The 20719-nt window shown below is 66.5% G+C and carries 21 protein-coding genes and 1 pseudogene; 13 read left to right on the forward strand and 9 right to left on the reverse strand.

Annotation, left to right across the window (positions count from 1 at the left end):
• The 9 genes and pseudogenes from Q1V87_RS07400 to radA all read left to right on the forward strand — a co-directional run.
• Positions 1-1308: amidohydrolase (locus Q1V87_RS07400; RefSeq protein ID WP_300591511.1), on the forward strand; the 1308-nt coding region annotated here is incomplete at its 5' end.
• A 51-nt stretch (positions 1309-1359) separates the two neighbouring features.
• A complete protein-coding gene (locus Q1V87_RS07405) occupies positions 1360-1884 on the forward strand; it encodes a ferritin (protein ID WP_228177457.1) in 525 nt (174 codons plus the stop codon).
• A gap of 54 nt (positions 1885-1938) precedes the next feature.
• Complete coding sequence (locus Q1V87_RS07410) at positions 1939-3324, forward strand: MFS transporter (RefSeq protein WP_300591529.1); 1386 nt, start codon at positions 1939-1941, stop codon at positions 3322-3324.
• Between the two features lie 24 nt (positions 3325-3348).
• A complete protein-coding gene (locus Q1V87_RS07415; RefSeq protein ID WP_300591512.1) occupies positions 3349-4299 on the forward strand; it encodes an L-lactate dehydrogenase in 951 nt (316 codons plus the stop codon).
• Positions 4300-4478: 179 nt separating this feature from the next.
• The gene (locus Q1V87_RS07420; protein ID WP_300591513.1) at positions 4479-5156 is read left to right on the forward strand and encodes a GntR family transcriptional regulator; all 678 of its coding nucleotides are present in this window, start codon (positions 4479-4481) and stop codon (positions 5154-5156) included.
• Complete coding sequence (locus Q1V87_RS07425; protein ID WP_300591514.1) at positions 5140-5571, forward strand: acyl-CoA dehydrogenase family protein; 432 nt, start codon at positions 5140-5142, stop codon at positions 5569-5571. The genes Q1V87_RS07420 and Q1V87_RS07425 overlap by 17 nt, the downstream gene beginning before the upstream one ends.
• A 29-nt stretch (positions 5572-5600) precedes the next feature.
• A pseudogene (locus Q1V87_RS07430) lies at positions 5601-6697 on the forward strand (IS3 family transposase); the annotation flags it as partial.
• 49 nt (positions 6698-6746) lie between these two features.
• Positions 6747-7154: an acyl-CoA dehydrogenase family protein gene (locus tag Q1V87_RS07435; protein ID WP_300591515.1), complete on the forward strand. Its 408-nt coding sequence runs from the start codon at positions 6747-6749 to the stop codon at positions 7152-7154.
• A gap of 302 nt (positions 7155-7456) precedes the next feature.
• Complete coding sequence (gene radA, locus Q1V87_RS07440; protein ID WP_300591516.1) at positions 7457-8842, forward strand: DNA repair protein RadA; 1386 nt, start codon at positions 7457-7459, stop codon at positions 8840-8842.
• A gap of 12 nt (positions 8843-8854) precedes the next feature.
• On the opposite strand, the gene Q1V87_RS07445 is transcribed toward radA, so the two are convergent.
• From Q1V87_RS07445 to Q1V87_RS07455, 3 genes are read right to left on the reverse strand one after another with little or no spacing between them, the layout of a single operon-like run.
• Positions 8855-9265, reverse strand: coding sequence for a dehydrogenase (locus tag Q1V87_RS07445; protein WP_300591517.1), 411 nt, complete (start codon positions 9263-9265; stop codon positions 8855-8857).
• A gap of 50 nt (positions 9266-9315) precedes the next feature.
• Positions 9316-9999, reverse strand: a complete 684-nt coding sequence (locus Q1V87_RS07450; protein ID WP_300591518.1) for a hypothetical protein — start codon at positions 9997-9999, stop codon at positions 9316-9318.
• Positions 10000-10045: 46 nt separating this feature from the next.
• Positions 10046-10552, reverse strand: coding sequence for an amino-acid N-acetyltransferase (locus Q1V87_RS07455; RefSeq protein WP_292732458.1), 507 nt, complete (start codon positions 10550-10552; stop codon positions 10046-10048).
• A 182-nt stretch (positions 10553-10734) separates the two neighbouring features.
• Here Q1V87_RS07455 and Q1V87_RS07460 point away from each other — a divergent pair, with 182 nt between their 5' ends.
• Entirely contained in the window at positions 10735-10992 is a 258-nt protein-coding gene (locus tag Q1V87_RS07460; protein WP_300591519.1) for a hypothetical protein, read from the forward strand.
• A 57-nt stretch (positions 10993-11049) separates the two neighbouring features.
• Here the strand turns inward: Q1V87_RS07460 and Q1V87_RS07465 are convergent, their stop codons facing one another.
• Positions 11050-13578, reverse strand: coding sequence for an ATP-dependent Clp protease ATP-binding subunit (locus tag Q1V87_RS07465; RefSeq protein WP_300591520.1), 2529 nt, complete (start codon positions 13576-13578; stop codon positions 11050-11052).
• Positions 13579-13838: 260 nt separating this feature from the next.
• Between Q1V87_RS07465 and Q1V87_RS07470 the strand changes: the two genes are divergently transcribed.
• A complete protein-coding gene (locus Q1V87_RS07470; protein ID WP_300591521.1) occupies positions 13839-14450 on the forward strand; it encodes a hypothetical protein in 612 nt (203 codons plus the stop codon).
• The gene (locus tag Q1V87_RS07475) at positions 14447-14692 is read left to right on the forward strand and encodes a helix-turn-helix transcriptional regulator (protein ID WP_300591522.1); all 246 of its coding nucleotides are present in this window, start codon (positions 14447-14449) and stop codon (positions 14690-14692) included. The genes Q1V87_RS07470 and Q1V87_RS07475 overlap by 4 nt, the downstream gene beginning before the upstream one ends.
• A gap of 96 nt (positions 14693-14788) precedes the next feature.
• Here Q1V87_RS07475 and Q1V87_RS07480 read toward each other — a convergent pair whose 3' ends face one another.
• From Q1V87_RS07480 to Q1V87_RS07495, 4 genes are all read right to left on the reverse strand, one after another.
• Positions 14789-15358: a hypothetical protein gene (locus Q1V87_RS07480; RefSeq protein ID WP_300591523.1), complete on the reverse strand. Its 570-nt coding sequence runs from the start codon at positions 15356-15358 to the stop codon at positions 14789-14791.
• A 563-nt stretch (positions 15359-15921) separates the two neighbouring features.
• Positions 15922-16617, reverse strand: a complete 696-nt coding sequence (locus tag Q1V87_RS07485) for a hypothetical protein (protein WP_300591524.1) — start codon at positions 16615-16617, stop codon at positions 15922-15924.
• Positions 16618-16639: 22 nt separating this feature from the next.
• Positions 16640-18157: a cardiolipin synthase gene (gene cls, locus Q1V87_RS07490; RefSeq protein WP_300591525.1), complete on the reverse strand. Its 1518-nt coding sequence runs from the start codon at positions 18155-18157 to the stop codon at positions 16640-16642.
• A 53-nt stretch (positions 18158-18210) separates the two neighbouring features.
• Entirely contained in the window at positions 18211-18399 is a 189-nt protein-coding gene (locus Q1V87_RS07495) for a hypothetical protein (protein WP_300591526.1), read from the reverse strand.
• 109 nt (positions 18400-18508) lie between these two features.
• Between Q1V87_RS07495 and Q1V87_RS07500 the strand changes: the two genes are divergently transcribed.
• Positions 18509-19618: a DUF4192 domain-containing protein gene (locus Q1V87_RS07500; RefSeq protein WP_300591527.1), complete on the forward strand. Its 1110-nt coding sequence runs from the start codon at positions 18509-18511 to the stop codon at positions 19616-19618.
• Positions 19619-19630: 12 nt separating this feature from the next.
• On the opposite strand, the gene Q1V87_RS07505 is transcribed toward Q1V87_RS07500, so the two are convergent.
• Positions 19631-20719 (reverse strand): lysine--tRNA ligase (locus tag Q1V87_RS07505; protein ID WP_300591528.1); only part of this gene is annotated, 1089 nt, incomplete at its 5' end.

Genomic DNA, 20719 nt, shown 5'->3' on the forward strand with positions numbered 1-20719 from the left:
ACCGATGCCGGTGTGGCGATCGACGGCGACACCATCGTAGCCGTCGACGCTCGCGACGAGCTGGAGCGGCGATATCCGGATGCCGAGCACCGTCACCTCAGCGATCGACTTATGATGCCGGGGCTCATTAACGGCCACCACCACTCTGGGCTCCTGCGCGGAACCGCCGAGCACATGCCCGTGTACGAGTGGCTGCGCGTGCACATCGATCCCATGCATCGAGTTCTCCAGCCGGATGACGCGGCGGCAGCAGCCTGGCTCTGCTACGCCGAGGGACTCCTCTCAGGCACGACCACCGTCGTAGATATGTGGCGCTACATGGATCGGGCCGCCGCCGCCGCGGTCGAGCTCGGCAACCGACTCGTCACCGTCAACTACGTCGGCGAGCATCCCAACTTCGACTACTTCGACACCCTCGATGACAACGAACGGATGCTGCGCGAATGGACGGGCGCGGGCAGTGGTCGAATCATGCCATGGGTGGGCCTGGAGCATCCGTTCTACGCCGACGACGCCGGTCGCGCCCGTGCCGTCGCGATGGCGCGGGCCTACGGCACCGGCATCTACACGCACTGCAGCGAGTCCGACCTGGACGTGCAGATATTCGCGGAACGCACCGGGCTACGCCCGATGCATGCCCTCGAGCGCATGGGCTTCTTCGACACCCCCCGCGCCATGATCGCGCACGCAGTGTGGCTCGACACTGACGAGATCCGCCTGATCGCCGAGCGTGGTGTCGGGGTTTCACACAACCCCGTCAGCAACATGAAGCTCGCCAGCGGCATGGCCCCGATCGCAGAGATGCTGGCCGCGGGCGTGAATGTCGGCCTCGGCACCGACGGCGAGAAAGAGAACAACAACCTTGACATGTTCGAGGAAATGAAGGTCGCGTCCCTGCTCGGCAAGCTCCGAAAGATGGATGCCGCGGCCATGGACTCCTGGCAGGTGCTCGAGATGGCGACCGTCGGCGGTGCGCGCGCAATCGGCCAGGGCGACAGACTCGGTTCGCTCGAGCCAGGCAAGCAGGCCGACCTGATCACCATCCGTACTGACACACCCCGGATGACCCCGCTCCTTCCCGCGGGATCCCACGCGAATGTCCATCACAATCTCGTGCATGCGGTGCGCGGTGGTGACGTCGATCGGGTCGTCGTGGCCGGTCGCACGGTGGTCGCTGACGGCATCCTTACAACCGCCGACCTCGACACCCTCATCGCGAACGTGCGCGAGCGAGTTCCAGGGCTGTTCGCACGCCGCGCCGACTACCTCACGTCGGTCGGGGAACCCAGAGGCCTGTTCACTCAGTGACGGCCCTCTGCCAGGATGGCAAGGAGAGTATCGCGATCCGATCGGAGTGTCATGACCACGTTCGACCAACTGCTGTCCGAGCAGATCGGCCACGAGTTCGCCGCCAGCCAGCAGTACATCGCCATCGCCGTTTGGTACGACGACCACGACCTGCCGCAGCTCGCGCGCCACTTCTACCGCCAGTCCGTCGAAGAGCGCAACCACGCGATGATGCTCATCCAGTACCGCCTCGACCGCGACATGGGCGTGACCATCCCCGGCGTTCCGGCTGTGCGCACCGACTTCGCCGACCACGCCGAGCCGATCCGCCTGGCACTCGAGCAGGAGAAGCGCGTTTCGTCACAGATCGAGGCGCTCTTCGCTGCGGCCCGCGCCGAGAGCGACGGACTGGGAGAGCAGGCGATGCTGTGGTTCCTGAAGGAACAGGTTGAGGAGGTCGCGTCGATGACGACCCTCCTGAACATCGCCGAGCGCACGACCAACCTCTTCGACATTGAGAACTTCGTCGCTCGCGACATGCCGAACGGCGACTCGACCGAAGCTGACGCGCCGCCCGCTGCCGGCGGCGCCCTCTGATCTGAGCGACCCACCGTCGCGCAGGGCGCGTAGCGTGACGGTGTGGCATCTCACATGAGTCGGTCGCAGCGGCTCATCCTCACGATCGCGATCCTCGCGTCGTTCGTCGCGTTCCTCGACGGAACGCTCATCAACGTCGCCCTCCCCGCGATCGAAGACGACCTCGGCGGCGGCCTCACGACCCAGCAGTGGGTAGTGGATGCCTACCTCATCACCCTCGGATCGCTCATCCTGCTCGCCGGGTCGATCTCGGATGCCTTCGGCAGGCTGCTCGTGCTGCGCATCGGCCTCTACGGATTCGCCGCGGCATCCGTCGTCATCGCGATCGCGCCAGACCCCGCCATCCTGATCGTCGCCCGAGCGGTGCAGGGTGCAGCTGGCGCGTTCCTGGTCCCGAGCTCTCTGGCGCTCATCACCTCGCGCTTCGACGGCGCGATGCGCGGCCGGGCGATCGGCATCTGGACGGCCATGACCACCGGCGCCATGATCGTCGGGCCCCTCATCGGCGGCGTCTTCGTCGACTACCTGTCGTGGCGATTCGCGTTCGTCATCAACGTCGTACCGATCGGCATCACGCTGTGGCTCCTCCACACCCTCGGCGAGCGCGACGAGCGCCGCCCCGATGCGCGCATCGACTGGATCGGCGCCGCCCTGTGCACCTTCGGACTCGGCGGGGCGGTCTTCGCGCTGATCGAACAACCGAACCTCGGATGGGGATCGCCCGTGATCTGGGGGACGTTCGCGGCCGGCATCCTTCTGTTCGCGCTCTTCCTCTGGCGTCAGCGGTCGGCGACGGCGCCGATGTTGCCGCTTGACCTCTTCCGCATCCGCAACTTCTGGACTGGCAACATCGCGACCCTCTTCGTCTACGCGGCGCTCTCACTCAACGGCTTCGTCGTCACCGTGTACCTGCAGCAGCAAGCCGGCTTCTCTGCGACTCTCGCGGGGCTTGCGAGCCTGCCCTCAACCGTCATGATGGTGCTGCTGAGCGCGTCGATAGGGTCACTGTCCGACCGTTTCGGACCACGGATCTTCATGACCGTCGGACCGCTCGTGATGGCCGGCGGATCGCTGCTGCTTCTCACGGTCACCGACCCCGTCAACTACTGGCTCCAACTCCTTCCGGGGCTCATCCTCTTCGGACTTGGGCTTGCCATCACGGTCTCGCCCCTCACCGCGGCGATCCTCGGCGCGGTGGACCCTGCCCGATCGGGCATCGCATCGGCCATGAACAACGCGGTCGCAAGAATCGCCGGGCTTCTCGTCATCGCGACGCTCGCGACGATCGTCGCCGGGAGCCTCGATCTGGACGGATTCCACCGCGCCGCGATCGTCACCGCCGGACTCATGGTCGCGGGCGGCATCGTGTCTCTCCTCGGCATCCGGAACTCCGATGTCGCCTCAGCCGGCGGGGACCCGGCGCCCGCTACCGGGGCGTAACGTCGACCTGCCAGACTGTCCCCCATGAGCGTGATCGAGAACTCGAAAGTCACCGTCGTCGGCGCCGGCAGCGTCGGCTCCAGCGTCGCCTACGCCGCCCTCATCCGCGGCTCAGCCCGCCATGTCGCCCTCTACGACATCAATACCGCGAAGGTGGATGCCGAGGTTCTCGATCTCGCTCACGGCACCCTGTTCACCGGCACGAGCGACATCACCGGCGGCAGCGACATCTCGGTAGCCGCGGGTTCGCACGTCGTCGTGATCACCGCCGGCGCGAAGCAGAACCCGGGGCAGAGCCGCATCGAGCTTGCGGGCGTGAATGCCGGCATCCTGCGAAAGATGCTCCCCCAGCTGCTGGAGGTGGCCCCCGACGCGGTCTACGTCATCGTGACCAACCCGTGCGATGTGCTGACGGTGCTCGCCCAGGAGGAAACCGGGCTTCCTCCGGAGCGGCTGTTCGCGTCGGGAACCGTACTCGATACGTCTCGGCTGCGCTGGAAGCTCGCGCATCGAGCTGGTGTTGCCACCTCGAGCGTGCACGCCTACATCATCGGTGAGCACGGCGACACGGAGTTCGCCCTGTGGTCCCATGCGAGCATCGGCACGGTCCCGCTCCTGGAGTGGGAGTCGGAGGGCCACCCTCGAATGACGGTCGATGAGCTCGACGCGATCACCGTCGATGTTCGGGATGCCGCCTACAAGGTCATCCAGGGCAAGGGCGCGACCAATTACGCGATCGGACTCTCGTCGGCGCGCATCATCGAGGCCATCCTGGGTGACGAGAACGCCGTCTTGCCCGTCAGCACGGTGCTGCAGGACTTCCACGGCATCGACGGGGTGGCGCTCTCGGTGCCCTCGATCGTCAATTCCCGCGGTGCGTTCCCGATCCGCCAGACGCCGTTCTCCCCGAACGAACTCGCACTGCTGCGCCGGTCGGCAGATGCCCTTCGCGAGGTGGCGACCTCGCTGCGCTGACCTGGATCGGGCGCTCCCGCAGGCGTAGCTAACTCCTCACGATCGGCGGAACTTCGGCGACTCGGCACAGCAGGAGCGGGCCGATGGCGCCGGTCCTGCTGAGTTGGCGACGGATGCCGTGGCGGACCGATAGCGTGTGGTCAGCCCCACTGCGGAACGCGTCCGTGTGAGGAGAACCCGTGACCACCTACCTCCCACTGCCACGCCCGGGTGGCGACGCGGACACGATGCGCGTCCAGCATGGGCTCCTGCGCTACGTGCGCGAGGCGGCGGCGCTCGGGGCCCCGTTGCCCGGGGAACTGGAGTTGACGGCGCGCCTGGAGTGCAATCGCCAGCAACTGCGCAACGCGATGGCCCAGCTCGAGGCGCAGGGCATCGTGCGGCAACGGCAGGGGACGGTGACCACGGTCGATCCGATCGCCCTGCGCTTGAGCGTCCGCCTTGAGGAGCAGTTCGAACACACCGAGCTCCTCGACCGCCTCGACTATCGCGCCGAAGTGGAGGTGCTCGACTCCCGCACTCTGCCCCTCGGCGCGGAGATCGGTGCAGTGATGGAGCGGCCGGCAGACACCACCCGGCTGGCGGTTCGCAAGCGATGGTGGGCGGATGGTGCCGTCGCGATGATCGCCGATGACACCGTGCCGATTCCGGTCGAGCTCCCCGCGGATCTCGACCCTGTCCGCATCGGGGCTGGATGCCGCCTTCCTTCCACCGGAGCATGGCGGCCAGGGCCTGTCCTATGTGACGCTGGCGCACACCGTCCGCATCCTCGCCTCCCACCACCCCGCCGTCGCCACGGTCTGGCTCATGCACATCGGCGCAGCGCACGCGCTCGTGACGATGTCCGCTCCCGATGAGGCTGCCTTCTTCGCAGCCAAACTGCGCGCCGGCGAGCGCTTCGTCAACGCCCTCTCCGAACCCGCGGGCGGCAGGTTCTTCCTCGCACCCCAGCAGAACGCGACTCCCGCCGGCGAGAACTGGGTGCTCACCGGCCGCAAGGTGTTCGTCTCGGGCTCGGAGGCCGCAGACCACATGCTCGTCAACACGAGCATCGACGGGACCCCGGCCTTCTTCGGGGTGACGGTCGATGACAGCATCAGCTTCCCGCCCATCGACGAGACCGTCGGCATGCGCGCAACGCGCAGCCGCACTGTCCTTTTCGAGAACACGCCGCTGCTGGCATCCCGCCCGCCGACTATGCGAACCTCATCACCGTCGGATTCGCGATGCTCTCGGGGTCTGCCCCGAGTTTGGTTGACATCTGAACTGTGAGGATTCGTCCTCGCTGGAAGGATGTTCTTGTGGCAAAGCCCTATCCCCGAGAGTTCCGCGATGATGTCGTGGCCGTGGCCCGGAAGGGTCAGGCGCCGCTGGCGCAGATCGCGAAGGACTTCGGTATCTCCGAAGGCTCGTTGAGCAACTGGATGAAGCAGGCCGACGTCGAGGACGGCAAGCGTGCCGGCCTGACCGACGACGAGCGCAAGCAGCTGCGTGAGGCGAATAAGCGGATCCGGCTGTTGGAGCAGGAGAACGAGGTGCTGCGGCGGGCCGCGGCGTATCTGTCGCAGGCGAACCTGCCGGGAAAATAGTCTTCCCGCTCGTCCACGAGATGGCTGCGGCCGGTGCTCCCGTGAGGGTGCCGGTCGCGGTGGCGTTGCGGGTCCTCGGCCTGTCCAGGCAGGGGTACTACCAGTGGCTCAAAGACCCGGTCTCCCAGCGGGACTGGGACGACGCGCACCTGATCGATGTGCTCTACGACCTCCATGCCGACGACGTCACGCTCGGCTACAGGTTCCTCACCGATGAGCTCGAGAGCGAGCACGGGATCTCCGCGAGCGAGAACCGGGTGCACCGACTCTGCCGGATCGCGGGCATCCACGCGTCGCACCACCGCAAGCGCAGCAAACCCGGCAGCACGGGACCTGCGCCGCATGATGACCTCCTCGCGGTCGTCGACGAGCACGGCGTCATCCGGCACGAGTTCATCGCCGACGGGCCGAACAAGGTCTGGCTCTGGGACATCTCGGAACACCCGACCAGAGAAGGCAAACTCTACATCTGCGCGATCAAAGACGTCTGGTCGAACAAGATCGTCGGTTACTCCATCGACACCCGCATGAAGTCATCTCTCGCCCGCGCGGCGATGCGCAACGCGATCGCGTTGCGCTCACCTGACGGCACGATCTGCCACTCCGACAGAGGCGGCCAGTTCCGCGCGAAACGCACCCAGAACCTGCTCCGCAACAACGGGCTCGTCGGCTCCATGGGCAGATCCTACGGCGCCGGGGACAACGCGAGTATGGAGAGCTTCTTCAGTCTCCTCCAGAAGAACGTACTCAACACGAGACGCTGGGACACCCGCGCCGATCTCCGCCTCGCGATGGTCACCTGGATCGAAACGAAGTACAACCGCCGACTATGCGAACCTCATCACCGTCGGATTCGCGATGCTCTCGATCGGCATCGCCGAGTCTGCGATGGATGCCTACGCTGCCGCCGCCCGAAAGAGCAAAGGCGGCGCCCCGTCACAGTCCGAGAACCAGTGGGTGCAGATGGAGACCGGCATGCTGTGGACGCAGCTGCAGGCAGCACGCCTGTTCGCGGAGCGCGTCGCGTGGCTCGCCGACGAGCGTTCCGAGGAGGCCATGCCCGCCGCCGCCGAATCGAAGATGCTCGCGAACGAGGTCGCCAAGCAGGCTGCAGCGGAGGCACTCCGGGTCGGCGGTGGCGGGAGTTTCCTGCTGAGCTCGCCGATTCAGCGGATCTTCCGCGACGCCCAGGCCGGAGCCCTCATGGCGTACTCGGTGCCCCTGGCCCAGCAGGTCGTCGGCGAGGCCGTCCTCACCGCCGACTGACCCGCGGCATGCGTCACGAACTCCTCAATCCTGGCGGCCCTCCCGCCCAGGGCGCTGGTTCCCGGGCTTGGCCGCAGCGGGTGTGAGGAGTTGGCTCCGGGCGGGGTGGCCGCCCCGTCCGGGGCAGCGACAGAGCCACCCGGCGCGCACCAGCGCGGGCCGGCGTCGCCAACTCCTCAAGAACGCCACATCTCCGGCCTCGGTCATGCCGGCTTGGGCCCGTGCCGGTCGGATGTGAGGAGTTAGCCACAGGGCAGGGCGCGCCGGGTGGCGGTGTCGGATGCCGCGGCTAGCCTGATCGCATGGCCAAACGTCCGACCACCGCTGCTCCCTACCGGTGCACCGAGTGCGGCTGGACAACGGTCAAGTGGGTCGGCCGCTGCGGCGAGTGCCAGCAGTGGGGCACGGTGGTCGAAGCCGCCGAACAGACCGGGATCGTGCGGACACTCACCCCCACGGCGCCGAGCGCCGATCGCGCTGCGCAACCGATCACGCGGGTCTCGGCATCCGACGCGCCCCGCCGAACGACAGGCATCGGCGAGTTCGACCGCGTGCTCGGCGGCGGTCTGGTCCCGGGTGCCGCAATCCTGCTCTCCGGCGAGCCCGGCGTCGGCAAGTCGACACTGCTGCTGGATGTCGCGGCGCACTCCGCGGCATCCGGTCACCGCGTTCTTTATGCGAGCGCCGAGGAGTCCGTCGCGCAGGTCAGGCTGCGGGCCTCGCGCACCGGGGCCCTGCACGACGAGCTCTACCTCGCGAGCGAAACCGACCTCGCGACCATTCTCGGCAACGTCGACGACGTGCAGCCGAGCCTCCTGATCGTCGATTCGGTGCAAACCGTTTCGTCGGCGATGCACGAGGGGGCGGCGGGCCATCCGTCGCAGGTGCGTGAGGTGGCGTCGACACTCATCCGGGTCGCGAAGGAACGGGGCCTGCCGGTCATCATCGTGGGGCACGTGACCAAGGACGGCTCGATCGCCGGCCCCCGCATCCTGGAACACCTCGTCGATGTCGTCTGCCACTTCGAGGGCGACCGCCAAAGCTCGCTGCGCTTCGTTCGTGCCCTCAAGAACCGCTTCGGCCCGACAGACGAGGTCGGATGCTTCGACATGACCGGCGACGGCATCCAAGAGGTCGCCGACCCCAGCGCGCTATTCCTCGGGCACGGCGATCCGGTAGCGGGAACCTGCGTCACGATCGCGATGGAAGGGCGCCGGGCCCTTCCCGTCGAAGTGCAGGCGCTCACGATCAAAACCTCGGCACCGAACCCCCGGCGGATCGTCAACGGCGTCGAGGCCTCACGCGTAGCCATGGTTCTCGCGGTGCTCGAACGGCGAGCTGGCGTGATCGTCAGCGACCACGATGTGTACGTGTCGACCGTCGGCGGGGTGCGGCTGGCCGAGCCCGCGGCAGACCTCGCCATTGCGGTCGCCGTTGCCAACGCTGTCAGTGAGACTGCGCTTGCCAAGGGGACCGCAGCGATCGGCGAGCTCAGCCTCGCTGGCGAGATCAGACCCGTGATGCAAGCGGCCCAGCGGCGGGCAGAGGCTGAGCGTCTCGGCTACCGCACGGTCGTGGATGCGGCATCCAAGAATCTGCGCGGCGCACTCGGGGACTTGAGTCTGCATACGGTGCGGCCGGGCCGGCGACCCGGCTCCGAGCGCTCCGACGATGGACCAGGTTTCTAGCTGCCGGCCGGGTTAGTCCTCGATCCGGACCTCGAGGGCGGCAAGCACATCGGCTGGGCTCGCCTGCATCGGATGAGGCCCCGCCAGGTCGAAGAAGACTGTGGTGATCTCGTCGCGGTGCGCCTGTAGAAAGGTCTTGAGGCTTGCCGGCGGCATCAGCGCGACCGCCGGGGGAAGGGTCGCCGGCTTGTTTGCCGCGTCGCTGAACAGAAGGAGAGCAACCTGGCCGGTGTTCGGGTCGCGAAAGGTCCACACCTCACCGACGTCGAGCGGATTGTCGCGCTGCCCCGGCTTCATGAGCGGCACCACTGTCGGACCGTGCCGCAGGGCAAAAGCAACAGCTGCGACATCCTGCGTCTGAAGCGCATCAGCCAATTGCGTGTTGCGGAACTCCAGCGGCTTCGCGCCCTTCTTCCCAGCCATCCTTCCAGGGTAGATGACCCCACCGGCAGGCTCCCGGCGTGCGGTCGGCGTCAGTAGAGGAAGAACTGCTTGGTCTGGTCCGAGGCGATGCCGCCGATCTCCACAGCGAGGTGGTACGACGCACCACCAGCGCCTGCTGACGGGCGCGACTCGGCGTCGCACGTGCTCACGGATGAGCGGGTGCGGTCCCACGTCAGCGGTGTCGCGCTGTCGACTGTCTGGCCAGCCTCCAGCGTCACGATCATGTCACTCGGGTCGGTCTGACAGTCTGTCGAACGCCACCACGTGTCGCTCCCACTGGTGATCGTGAACGACTGCGTCGTGGTTCCGACATTGATCGTGCACGAGGCATCCGAGGTGTTCGTGAGCCGGATCGACAGCTGGGGGTTCTGACCCGAGGCGTACTCGTCCTGGTCGGTGAGTGCCTCAACGGTCACGTCTCCGCGCGTGCACGTCGGGGGCGCGGTCTCCAGGGGGCCGGGGTCGGTGGTCGCCGCAGCCTCGGGTGCTGACGAGTCAGTCGGGGCGGGCGTTGTCGCGGTCGGGGCCGGGCTGACGGATAACGTGCGGGTCGGCTTGGGACCGGCATCCGGCTGCGCCGCGCTCGACCACGGTTGGGCGACGAACAACCAGACAATCGCGGCGATGATCGCGATCAGTGCGAGCAGCACGACGAGGCGCCGCCGACGGTACACGCCCGGGGACGGGCGGCGACGCGGTGGCTGGCTGCTCATGCATCCAGGGTAGGCGCGGGGCCGCGCGACGCCGGATCGGCGCGCCTCAGTCGAAGGTCTTCAGCATCCGCGTGTTGCCAAGGGTGTTGGGCTTCACATGGGCGAGGTCCAGGAACTCGGCGACACCCTCGTCAGGCGAGCGGATGAGCTGTGAGTACACGTCCGGGTCGACGACCTGCTCGCCGATCACCTCGAAACCACGGGCCGAGAAGAACTCCACCTCGAAGGTCAGGCAGAACAGGCGTCGCAGCCCGAGCGCACGCGCGTTCTCTTCCAGACGGTCGACGATCGCTCGGCCGACGCCGTGATGCAGCCACTCGTCAGCGACGATGAGAGTGCGGATCTCGCCGAGGTCGTCCCACATGACGTGCAGCGCACCACACCCGATAAGTCGGCCATCGGCATCCTCGGCAACGGTGAACTGCTGCACCGACTCGAACAGCACCACGAGGTCTTTGCCCAGGAGAACTCGTCGCTGCACCCAGGGTTCGAGGAGAGCCTGGATCGCGCGAACGTCCGCCGTTCGTGCCGGTCGGACGCTGAATTCGGTCATCCCCCCAGCCTAGAGCGCGAACTCTCCAAGGAATCTGCCAGGCGCACCCCCTTCCCTGACTGACCGGCGCGGCGGATGATCGAGGTAGCACCACCGATCGCGCGGTGATGTCAAGCCCCCACCGTTTCGCCCGGTGCGGGTGGACCCTTCAGGAGCAGTTCCCTTCAACGGGAGGATCCACCATGGTCCCCACGACATCCACGCCCACGCCCGCTGCCCCGCCCCGCGCCAGCGCGCCGCCGGTCGAATCGGTCGTTCTCATCGGCCCCACCACGTACGAAGTGCACCGAGCCGATCGGATCGTGGGTTACATCGACATCGTCGGCGGCGTCTATGTCGCCCTCGCCGGCCCCCGGTACGACCATGCGGTCGAGGTGCGGCAGTCGATCGTCCTCGACACAGCGGTAGCGGCGCTCCTCGCGCCTTCCCTGGCGGCTTGAGCGAACGACGAGGGGGACGGATGCCGAAGCATCCGTCCCCCTCAGCTTGCGCCGGGATCAGTCCGAGGTGATCGCCAGGTCAGGCGTGATCGAGATGTCGCCGCCCGAGATCACACCGACCGCGACCTTCTCACCGCGGGGGCCGTGCTCGAACAGGAACTGGCCGTTCTCGGCATCCACCTTCACGTGGTCACCGGGGTTCAGTTCGCCGTGCAGGATCTTCTCGCTCAGCTGGTCCTCGATCTCGTGCTGCATCGCGCGACGCAGCGGGCGAGCACCGAGGGCCGGGTCGAACCCGACCTCGATGAGGCGGTCCTTCGCGGCCAGCGACAGCTCGATCGTCATGTCGCGGTCAAGGAGCCGCTCGCCGAGGCGCTTCGTGAACAGATCCACGATCTGGCGCAGTTCGTCCTTGTCGAGCTGGGGGAACACGATGATGTCATCGACGCGGTTCAGGAACTCGGGCTTGAAGTGGCGCTTGAGCTCCTCGTTCACCTTGCCCTTCATCCGCTCGTACGACGTCGAGGTGTCACCCTCGACCTGGAACCCGACCGGGCCGCCGGCGATCGCCTGCGAACCGAGGTTCGTGGTCATGATGATGACGGTGTTCTTGAAGTCCACAACGCGTCCCTGACCATCGGTCAACCGGCCCTCTTCGAGGATCTGCAGGAGCGAGTTGAAGATGTCGGGGTGGGCCTTCTCGATCTCGTCGAACAGCACGACCGAGAACGGCTTGCGACGCACCTTCTCGGTGAGCTGGCCACCCTCTTCGAAGCCGACGAATCCGGGAGGGGCACCGAACAGACGCGAAACGGTGTGCTTCTCGCCGAACTCACTCATGTCGAGCGAGATCAGGGCACCTTCATCGTCGAACAGGAACTCGGCGAGTGCCTTGGCGAGCTCCGTCTTTCCGACACCGGTCGGACCGGCGAAGATGAACGAGCCGCTCGGACGCTTCGGGTCCTTCAGCCCCGCCCGCTGACGACGGATCGTCTTGGATAGAGCGGCGATCGCCTCTTCCTGGCCGATGACGCGCTGGTGCAGCGCCTTCTCCATGAAGACGAGGCGGCTCGACTCCTCCTCGGTGAGCTTGAAGACGGGGATGCCGGTCGCCTGGGCGAGCACCTCGGCGATCAGGCCCTCGTCGACGACGGCGGGCGACGAAACCTCACCCGAACGCCACTGCTTCTCAAGACGCAGCCGCTCGGCGAGCAGGCTCTTCTCCTCGTCGCGCAAGGATGCAGCCTTCTCGAAGTCCTGGTCCTCGGATGCAGCTTCCTTCTGCTCGCGGACCTTCGCGATCTTCTCGTCGAATTCGCGAAGCTCCGGCGGGCTCGACAGGATGCTCAGGCGCAGGCGTGCTCCAGCCTCATCGATCAGGTCGATGGCCTTGTCGGGCAGGAACCGGTCGCTGATGTAGCGGTCGGCGAGGTTCGCGGCCGCGACAATCGCGCCATCGGTGATCTGCACCTTGTGGTGCGCTTCGTAGCGGTCGCGCAGCCCCTTCAGGATGTTGATCGCGTGGGGCAGGCTCGGCTCGGCAACCTGGATCGGCTGGAAGCGGCGCTCGAGCGCAGCATCCTTCTCGAAGTGCTTGCGGTACTCATCCAGCGTCGTGGCACCGATGGTCTGCAGCTCACCGCGCGCGAGCAGAGGCTTCAGAATGGATGCCGCGTCGATCGCACCCTCGGCAGCACCGGCCCCGACGAGCGTGTGGATCTCGTCGATGAACACGATGATGTCGCCGCGGGTGCGGATCTCCTTCGTGACCTTCTTCAGGCGCTCCTCGAAGTCGCCGCGGTAGCGGGATCCGGCGATGAGCGAGCCGAGGTCCAGCGAGTAGAGCTGCTTGTCCTTCAGCGTCTCGGGGACATCGCCCTTCACGATCGCCTGCGCGAGGCCCTCGACGACGGCGGTCTTGCCGACGCCGGGCTCACCGATCAACACGGGGTTGTTCTTGGAGCGGCGCGACAGGATCTGCATGACCCGCTCGATCTCTTTCTCGCGCCCGATGACGGGGTCGAGCTTGTTGTCGCGCGCGGCCTGCGTGAGGTTGCGACCGAACTGGTCGAGCACCTGCGATCCGCCCTGAGCCGTTCCCTGGGCCTGCTCGCCAGCGCCCGTGGCGACACCCGCGGGCTCCTTGCCCTGGTAACCCGAAAGCAACTGGATGACCTGCTGGCGCACCTTGTTGAGGTCAGCGCCGAGCTTGACGAGCACCTGAGCGGCAACGCCCTCGCCCTCGCGGATGAGGCCAAGCAGGATGTGCTCGGTGCCGATGTAGTTGTGGCCGAGCTGCAGCGCCTCGCGCAGCGACAGCTCAAGGACCTTCTTGGCGCGCGGCGTGAACGGGATGTGGCCCGTCGGCTGCTGCTGGCCCTGGCCGATGATGTCTTGCACCTGCTCGCGAACGGCATCCAACGAAATACCGAGCGACTCGAGCGCCTTGGCAGCAACGCCCTCACCCTCGTGGATCAGACCCAGGAGGATGTGCTCGGTGCCGATGTAGTTGTGGTTGAGCATCTTCGCCTCTTCTTGGGCGAGCACAACCACGCGACGGGCACGGTCGGTGAATCTCTCGAACATCCGCTTACTCCTTCGGCCGGTGAGTCGCTGGATGCTGACCCACTGCTGGCGTCGTACATCGAGAGTAACGACGGAGCGGGAACGCTATGCCCGTGTTCGCCAGGGGCATACCGCATCCTCCTTCTCGCGCGGGCTGGCGATCCGGCCTCGCCGCAATCCCGACCGGCCCGCAGGTGCACGGGCGGTGAGAGGCCGCTACTTGACGGGAGCAGCATATCGTTTATCGTTATTAACGAAGAACGATAAGGAGTCTGCCCATCATGTCACAGGACACCCAACCCGGCCGCGTCGACCGGGGCACTATCCGGACGATCGCGGTACTGGCAGCCCTCATGGCACTCGTTCTGTGCGCGGGTCAGCTTGCGCGGGCGTTCGCAGTCCTCTTCTCTCCGGACATCACCCTCACTCTCCTTGCCGAAGCCCCGTTACCCATCACGCCGGATGCCGGGGTGACTGCAGCCTCGGTGGAATCGGCATCCGTGACCGCCGACTTCGCGCAGTCGGCGCGGCTACTGATGGCGGCGGGAAACGTCGCCTTCGCCGTGACGGCACTGATCGTGGGCGCGGCGGCGGCCTGGCTGCTGTGGGCCATCGCCTCGGGCATGCGCTTCCCGGTCACGCTGTATCGGTTCACGCTCGCGGCCGGATTCGCCCTCGCTCTCGGGCCACTGCTGGGGACCGCTGCGCAGGGGTTTGGATCGATGGAGGCTGCGCATACGACCAACGATGCCCTGGGCGGCATCCTGCTGGTGGGGTTCGGAATCGACGGGTGGGGGTTCACCATTCCCCTCGTCGGGTTCGCCGTCCTCGCCCTCGGCTACGTGTTCCAGGCGATGCGCCGGATGCAGCGTGACACCGAGGGACTGGTGTGAGCCCCGCCGAAGCCGAAGACGACGGACCGAGCGGCATCCACTGTCGCCTCGATGAGTTGCTCACCGAACGCGGGATGACGCTCACGCGGTTGTCGGAGCTTGTCGGCGTCTCGATAGTGAACCTCTCGATCCTCAAGAACGATCGCGCTCGCGCGATCCGGTACTCGACACTGTCGGCGATCTGCCACGCGCTGGATTGCGAGGTCGGTGACCTCCTCGTCCGCGCCGACGGCTCGGACTAGGCATCCGCGTCGTCTCCACCCCCGCTCCGCTGTCACAGATCGCAGCCGGACTGGCTCGCAGACCGCACTCTGTGACAGTCGAACCCCGTACCTGAATCAGGAAGTCGCGCTCAGGGCGGCGCGGACTCGCGCGATCAGGGCGCGAGGCGTGACGAACAGATCCCGACGTGTCACCCGGATGATCCGCCAGCCCTCGTCGGCGAGGAGTTCGTAGCGTTCTAGGTCGGCGTGCCACTGAGCCGCCTCGACCCGGTGGTGGTCGCCCTCGTACTCAATTCCCACCCGCTCGTGAAGAAAAGCGAGGTCGAGCGCGACATCGCGCTGGGCGGTGAGGCTGACACGGGCGTTGAGCTCTGGCTCCGGCAAACCTCCATCCACGAGAGTCAGCCGGAGCCATGTCTCGGTCCGAGAAGCCGATCGGGAGCGGATCCTCGGCAACGCAGCACGCAACGCGCCGACACCAACCCGACGCCCCGCAACGACGAGCGCTTCCAGGTCCGCAACCGTGGCGAGCGGTGAGCCTCCGTGAGCCAGACGCCAGTCCCGAACGATCGCATCGCCGAGTGCCACCAGGTCGTAGGGGTGGAGACTCGCCGCCAGCGACGTCCAGGTGCTCGCGGCATCCAGGAGACGCATCCGATTCGCTGGGTGCTCGACAACGGTCACGAGTGAAGAGCGGAGCTGGTGGCCGGAAACGCCCTGTCCTCGGGGAAGCCGTCGAGGCGCCAGCACGCCAACATCAACGCATGTTTGGCGCATGGCTCGCGGTGGCAGCGGCAGACTCCACAACGCAGCGCTCGTGAGATGGCTAAAGAACTCATGCTCTCCCATCCGGGTCGCAAAGCACTCGGCGTTCTCTCGGATCAGGGCCGCGGGATCGCCATCGGGTTCACTCGCGTGCGGGAGACTTCGGACACCGTAGAAGGGCCGATCCAGGTCCGTAGACCGGAGTCGCGAAGCCCTAAGTCCGTGCTTGCGCGCGTCCTCGACGGAGAACGTTCGACCCAAGGCTGCTGGAATTTCGATGAGCCCCATGCCGAAAGGCTGCACCACCGTGTCGCCTCACAAACCCCGCGGCGGTCATCTGTGAGCAGTCGATGGCCTATCCACAAGCATCCACGCGGCTTCGACTGTCACAGAATGCACGCGCCGACGCCTGAACACGACAATCTGTGACAGCGGAACCGTGGGGAGGGCGCGAACGGATGCCGCCCACGGGGGCGCGGGGGTCAGTCGCTGGTGCCGTAGATCGGGATCGTGCTGTCGAGGGAGTCGCCGCTCAGCACGAGCTGAACGTCGGAAACGCCCGACAGACCGTCGGCGAAGCCGAAGTTCGTGCGCGGCGCCATGTCCATCGTGCACGCCTGGTTTGCCGGCGGCTCCTGGAACGTGACCGTCACCTCGGCTTCCGCGGTGACCTCACTCGTCTCGACGACCGGCACGCAGCTCGACGACCCCCAGGTGAGGATGACAAACTGGCCCTGCTGCTGAGTCCATCCCGCGGTCGGTTCGTAGTCCGTCGAACCACCCGGGCCGGCGAGGCCTGAGACTCCAGGAAGTGTCACATCGCCGTAGTAGCCCTCGCCGGTAGCCCAGATCACGAGGTCCTGGGACGGGTCGACCCCCTCGGGCACCTGCACGAGCGTCGCGCGCGGTGCGAGGTCCGCGGTACAGGGCTGGTCGGCATCCGGCAGAGAGAGCTCGACAGCGAGCGCGCCGTCCTGATTGATCTCGGCGCTCTCGGCAACGGGCACGCAGCTGCTGGATCCGGTGGTCACGAGCGCGATGATTCGGCCGTCGTCGAGCCAGGCGGCGTTCACGTCGGTCTCCTGCCCGGCGGGGGCATCGGAACTGCTGAGGCACCCGGTGAGGCCGAGCGCGGCAACCGCGCCGAGGACGAGGGATGCAAGGACACGGCGTTTCATGAGGCTCCTTGGTGCGGCGCTGCTACTGGAGTGCAGAAGTGAGCCGGGCGAGATTATCCAACACCGTGGACCTGAGTGGTTGCTTCAACCATTCCTCGAGGGTGAGTTCGCGGCTGAGGGATCGGTATTCGGCCTCAACGCGGCGCATATCGGCGACGAATTCCTCGCCGCGCACCATCATCGAGATCTCCATGTTGAGGCCGAAGGAGCGCATGTCCATGTTGCTCGAGCCGATGACGGCGACATCGTCGTCGATCGTGAGGCTCTTCGAATGCAGGATGAAGGGCTTCTTGTACATCCAGATCTTCACGCCTGCACGGAGGAGGGCTTCGTAATAGCTGCGCTGGGCGTGGTACACCATCGCCTGATCGCCCTCTTCCGAGACGAACAGTTCGACGTGGATGCCGCGCTGGCAGGCGGTGACGAGCGAGAGCAGCAGCGACTCTTCGGGCACGAAGTAGGGGCTGACGACAATGATCTTCTCGCGCGCCGCGAATAGGAGTCCCATGAACAGCTTGAGGTTGTTCTGGTACTCGAAACCGGGACCGGACGGGACGATCTGGCAGTCGAGGTTGCCGCCCGAGTCAGGGACGGATGACAGATCGATCTGGTCGGTGAGGATCTCTCCGGTCTCGCTGTACCAGTCCGAGAGGAAAACGACGTCGATCGACGAGACGACCGGGCCTTCGACCCGCGCCATGAGGTCGACCCAGTGCAGGCCTCGCTTGATGTTCTTCTTCAGGTTGTAGGTCGAGTCGGTGACGTTCTGTGACCCGACGAAGGCGACCTTGCCATCGACGACCAGGAGTTTGCGGTGGTTTCGCAGGTCGGGTCGCTGCCACTTACCCTTGAGCGGTTGCACGGGCAGCATCAAATGCCACGCGGCACCCATGCGATCGAGCCGCCGCAGCGTCTTCTTGTAGAACGGCTTGCCGCGGTTGGCCCAGTGATCCAGCAGCACACGAACGGTGACGCCGCGCGCAGCGACCTCCTCGAGGGCTGCGAAAAAGTTGTCGGTCGATGCGTCGGTTTGCAGGATGTAGAACTCGACGTGCACGTAGCTCTGGGCGCCGCGAATGGCATCGGCCATAGCATCCAGGCTCGCCTGATACTCCGAGATAAGGGTGGCTTGGTTGTCACCGGTGAGCGGCATCGCTCCGAGGTTCGTGTTCAGATCGACAAGCCCCGTGAACCAGGCCGGCGCACCGGGTCGGAGCGTCCCGACCGCGATGCTCTCACCGTTCTCCCGCAATGCGGTATTGATCTGCTCCTGCTGCTGGCGCTTCTTTCGAGGCAGTCGCGGGTTCCCGATGAGCAGGAACAGCAACACACCGACGATCGGGATGAAGTAGATGGCAAGCAACCACGCCATCGCCGAGGTGGGGCGGCGATTGCGCGGGATCACGATGATCGCCGCGATACGGATGCTGAGGTCGAACAGGAAGAGCGCGAGGAGCCACCAGAACGCGATGTCGGGGAGGTCGACTGTCACATCGACATCTCCGCCGGACGTCAACGGCACAAGTCCTGCAAGCACCATGCGTCAGCTCCCTCCGCTGTGACGGTCTGACGCCAGCGTAGTGGGAACTCGGGCTATTGCTCGGTTGCAGCGGGCGCCGGCGGAAGCCCACGCGCCGCGCGTTCCTCGGCTTCGATGCGCGCATACTCGCGGCGCTCGTTGCGATCGGCACGGATGATGCTGCGCAGGACCCAGAAGAAGAGCGTCACTACAACGATGGTCGGCAGGATCGCCCACAGCGCTGCCACCCAGAAGTTGTCCACGCCTCCAGGATACGCGGCCCCCTCTCCCCAGGTTGCCCCGAGCCTCACCTATCCCCGTCCTGCCGGTGATCCTGCAACGCAACGCGGCGCCGCTCGCATGCTCATTCCCATGACTCCGATCATCCATGCGACCTCACCCGCCGAGTTCCTGACCGTCGTTCCTCGCCTCCTCGGGTTCGTTCCGCAGCGCAGTGTCGTTCTGGTGCCGTTCCGGCGTGGACGCAGTCGCGGCGCCCTGCGCCTCGACCTCCCGCCCGACGACGACCGCGCCGATGAGATCGCGGCGACCATGATGGGGCTCGTGTGCCGGGTACCCGAGGCCGACGGCTGCGCGATCGTCGTCTACGGCGAGACGGATGCCCCGGCCCGCGCCCTCGTCGAGGGGATCGAGCGTCGAGCCGAGGCGTGCGGTGTGGTGATCGTCGAGGCCCTGTGGGTAGCCGACCGGCGGTGGGGTTCGTATGCGACGTCGGACGCGGGTTCGGTTCCGTCAGCGGATGATCTGCCCTCGGGCCTCGGGGATGTCGCGGAGCCAGAAGCGAATCAGTTCGCCGGCGCCGATCTGGTCCCGCTCGATGCCGCACGATCGGACGCGGTCGAGAGTGCGTGCACGGCGCTCGATGCGGCCATCCGGGCACTGGTGCTCTCGGACGCGGACACTCCACAGGCCGATGCTGCGCGGATCGATCCCCGCGCCTTCGCGGCGGCATGCCTTCTCGATGACCTTCCGGCGTTCGTTGAACGGCTCTTGAGCGAGGATGCCGCGACTCTCGACCCGTTTGAGATCGCCGCTGTGGCGTGGGCACTGGGGAGGCCGTCGCTGCGCGACATCGCCCTTATCTGCTGGATCGACGGGATCGATGCCGGAGACGAGGCGGCCAATGCGCAGGCTCGCTGGGAAGACGGGGACGAGTACCCGAGCGAGATCGCGATGCGGCTGTGGGGCGAGGGCGCGAGGCCGTCACCTGAGCGACTGGGCCGCGCCCTGCTGCTCGCGCGCCTTGTCGCCAGCGCCGTTCCCGCATCTCGGCGTCCAGGCCCGCTTGCGGTTGCCGCGTGGTTCTCGTGGGCACTCGGCAGGTCGACGCACGCCGACCTCTTCGCCCAGCAGGCGACGGCGATCGAGCCCGAACATGGACTCGCTGAGATCGTGCGGTCGTTCGTAGGGGCCGGCCACCTGCCCGACTGGGCGTTCCGGCTGGATGAACCGGGGCGGTAACCGCGCGCCGGACTATTTCACAAGCGGGAAGAGGATGGTTTCGCGGATGCCGAGACCCGTGATCGCCATCAGCAGTCGGTCGATCCCCATCCCCATGCCACCGGTGGGCGGCATCCCGTGCTCGAGCGCGCGAAGGAATTCCTCATCGATCCGCATCGCCTCGTCGTCACCGCGTGCGGCAAGCTTTGCCTGCTCTTCGAATCGCTGGCGCTGGATGACGGGATCGACGAGTTCGGAGTATCCGGTCGCCAACTCGAAGCCACGAACGTAGAGGTCCCACTTCTCCACGACACCGGGGATCGATCGGTGCTCGCGCACGAGCGGGCTCGTGTCGAGGGGGAAGTCCATGACGAACGTGGGGCGCACGAGTGTCGGCTTGACGAAGTGCTCCCAAAGCTCCTCGACGAGCTTTCCGGGCATCGGGTGCGCGGGAACCTCGACGCCGAAGCGCTCGGCGATGGCCGTCAGGTCGGCAAGCGGTGTTGCGGCGTCGACGCGCGGCGCGGCATCCGGCCCGCCCCACTTCGCAGCGAGCGCGTCGTTGAGGGAGTCGTACATCGACATCCGCTCCCACTGACCACCGAGGTCGTAGACGGTGCCGTCGGCCCAGGTCACCTCGGTCGAGCCGGTCACGGCGATCGCGGCGTTCTGGATGAGCTCCTGCGTGAGGTCGGCGATCCCGTTGTAGTCGCTGTAGGCCTGGTAAGCCTCAAGCATCGCGAACTCGGGGCTGTGGGTCGAGTCCGCTCCCTCGTTGCGGAAGTTGCGGTTGATCTCGAACACCCGGTCGATACCGCCGACGACCGCGCGCTTGAGGAACAGCTCGGGCGCGATCCGCAGGTACAGCTCGGTATCGAACGCGTTCGAGTGGGTGACGAAGGGCCGAGCTGACGCCCCACCGTGCTGCACCTGCAGCATCGGGGTCTCGACTTCGACGAAGCCGTGAGCGGCGAATGTGTCGCGCAGGCTCCGGTTGACGCCAGCGCGGGCAAGCACCGTCTGGCGCGCCTGATCGCGGGCGATGAGGTCGAGGTAGCGGCTGCGGACGCGGCTCTCTTCGCTCAGTTCCGCGTACAGGTTCGGCAGGGGCAGCAGCGCCTT

It is taken from the genome of Microbacterium sp. (assembly GCF_030149085.1).
Taxonomy (GTDB): Bacteria; Actinomycetota; Actinomycetes; order Actinomycetales; family Microbacteriaceae; genus Microbacterium.